Annotated in this window: 3 protein-coding genes; 1 reads left to right on the top strand and 2 read right to left on the bottom strand. The window is 46.8% G+C overall.

Annotated elements, in window-relative coordinates:
- Positions 1-50: 50 nt before the first annotated feature.
- Positions 51-1,088 (bottom strand): permease, encoded by a 1,038-nt coding sequence (locus KDK13_RS15135; protein WP_257285810.1) that lies wholly within the window; start codon positions 1,086-1,088, stop codon positions 51-53.
- 37 nt (positions 1,089-1,125) lie between these two features.
- A complete protein-coding gene (locus KDK13_RS15140; protein WP_257285811.1) occupies positions 1,126-1,917 on the bottom strand; it encodes an HMG-box domain-containing protein in 792 nt (263 codons plus the stop codon).
- 191 nt (positions 1,918-2,108) lie between these two features.
- Between KDK13_RS15140 and KDK13_RS15145 the strand changes: the two genes are divergently transcribed.
- Positions 2,109-2,483: glycine--tRNA ligase subunit alpha (locus KDK13_RS15145; protein ID WP_257285812.1), on the top strand; the 375-nt coding region annotated here is incomplete at its 3' end.

Genomic DNA, 2,483 nt, shown 5'->3' on the forward strand with positions numbered 1-2,483 from the left:
AGAAACGTTCTTGAGCGATCAAGAACCCTCGCCCGATAGGGCGGGGAGTGTCAGATCGAGCAGCCATCTTCTCCTTCTTTTCCCTTCCAGAACATTATCAGACCAAGCCCTCCGATAAGCAGATTCAGAATCAGTGTGATGATGGCTCTATCCCCGGAATTGGCGGCGATCATGTTGCTTCGCACAAGATAAATGGAAGTACTGTCCAGGATATAATCCATCAGCAGGCAAGAGAGCAGAATACTTGAAAATAAAACCGTCGCCTGTCTAATAGTGACGGACAACCCGTAATATTGACTGGACATGCGCAGCATGGGAACGGTTAACAGGCTGGACAACAGGAAAGCCATCACCCCACCGGGTGACACACCGTTCCACCACAGGACAGCCGCCAGGGAAACATTACCAATCGAACATCCAAAGGTGAGAATGGCAATGATAATCCCGATAACCGCATTCCACAGCCATGCCAGAAAACCATGCTCATGAACATTCCAGAAAAGCAGCTCCCACCACGATGATGGCATAAGGACACTGACGGACGAAGCAACCAATAATCCGACCAGTATATCTTTCCGGGTCATGTTCAGGTCATCACGAAAGAATGAACAGGCTTTCCCCCAGGCGTTACCATGACTGCTCTCCCCTTTGTCTGTGCTGACCGTCACATCCGGTTCAGGCATCTTTATGGCGATAGCCAGGAGGTAGGCAAGAATAATAAACGCAAACGCAGTCGCCACCATGATTTCCAGAAACCGTATGCCTAAAAACCCATAAACAGCAACCAGCATCGTAATCCCCACATTGGTACTGGAAATCATAAAGGCGAGGGTATTTGACCAGCTGGCCCCTTTTTCCCTCAGCGTATGTCCCATACCGATGGTGGCGTAATTACACACAGAGGAAACGGCACCGAGCGTTACGGAAAGGCCTGCGCTTTCCAGATGATTACCTCCCAATCGGTGAACAATAGTGTCTGTAGGAATATAGCTTCTTACCAGGGCTGACAGGGCCAAGCCAAAGGTTATGGGCCATAACATGTGCCACAAAAGAAGTGCGTAACTGAAGGCAAGATCAATAAAAACCATGGAGAAGAATCTCCGGTTGAAATGCGCGTAATTATAGTCAATCTATCAGGCTCTCACCCTCCAGAACCCTCAGCCATGGCAGCTTATCAAATGGATTCAAAAGGTCAGAAAGATTAGACTCAGTGAAGCTTTCCACGCTTAAATCACAGTCAGCCTCATTTGAATAAATACTATTAACGTTGCAGGTATTGCTGCCAGCTTCATTTATGTTCATTGTGGAAGGCTCTTTTTTTAACCGTTTTTGGGAGATCAGCTCTGCTCCCCTATTATCCAAAACTGGTCTATTTCGAGCATTGTCCAATTCTTTGACTGAACCAGGCTCCTGAATCCTTTTCGTTGATGCAGCAGCAGAGGAAAATACATTCTGAGCCATACAGGGTATAGATGGATCGTTGGATACGGTATGAGTAAGCCCGGAAGAACCTGAAGTTTGTGAAATAATATTATCAGTTGTCAGTTTCCTGCGTTTTCTGGGTTGAAATTTATAGTTGGGATATTTTTTCTTGTGCTCATGTCTTTCTTTTTGGGCTTTTAGAAAAAAAGGCTTTTTCTGCTCATCAGACATTTTTTTCCATTCTTTGCCCGCTTGTCTGGAGATTATGCCTTGAGATGTATCATTTTGCGTTACTTCCGCGGCCCTGATGCTGCGAAAAATAATAAACGCATTCCTGGGCCTGGGTATGTAATTATCCTTTGGTTCTGATGAAGAGAGAGAGGCCGACTTACCAGAACACGGAGCCTTCCCGGCAGGCTCCTTGTTATTAGTTTCCAGCCCCACTGAAGTGCAGGAACGTGATGTGCCAAGTTGACCGGAACTGGTTACATGCATGGTTGAAAGACCTTATTCAGAAAAATTTAGTAATTGATAGGACAAATTTTAGAGCTATTAAGTTCATCTATTCGGCAAATCACAATGTTTACCCACATTTTTCACAGCTTATCCACAGCTTAAACTTAATCATACAAACCGGTATAATCCCCCTCTATTTTTACAGGGGTAGAAAAGTGACTTCCCAGAGCATGCCGGATATCAATACATTCCAGGGGCTGATCCTCGCCCTGCAACAATTCTGGGCCCAACAGGGCTGCGTTATCATGCAACCACTGGATATGGAAGTGGGGGCGGGTACTTTCCATCCAGCCACTTTTCTGCGTGCCATCGGCCCGGAAAACTGGAACTCGGCTTATGTCCAGCCCAGCCGTCGCCCAACCGATGGCCGTTACGGTGAAAACCCAAACCGCTTGCAGCATTATTACCAGTTCCAGGTGGTGATGAAGCCATCTCCCGATAATATTCAGGAGCTGTACCTGGACTCTCTGCGTCAACTGGGCATTGACCCACTCGTTCATGATATCCGTTTTGTCGAAGACAACTGGGAGTCTCCCACTCTGGGT

Source organism: Endozoicomonas sp. SESOKO1 (assembly GCF_024606265.1).
GTDB lineage: Bacteria > Pseudomonadota > Gammaproteobacteria > Pseudomonadales > Endozoicomonadaceae > Endozoicomonas.

Coding starts and splice junctions, on each gene's coding strand:
- KDK13_RS15135 (WP_257285810.1), bottom strand. CDS start 1,088: ATGGTTTTTATTGATCTTGCCTTCAGTTACGCACTTCTTTTGTGGCAC.
- KDK13_RS15140 (WP_257285811.1), bottom strand. CDS start 1,917: ATGCATGTAACCAGTTCCGGTCAACTTGGCACATCACGTTCCTGCACT.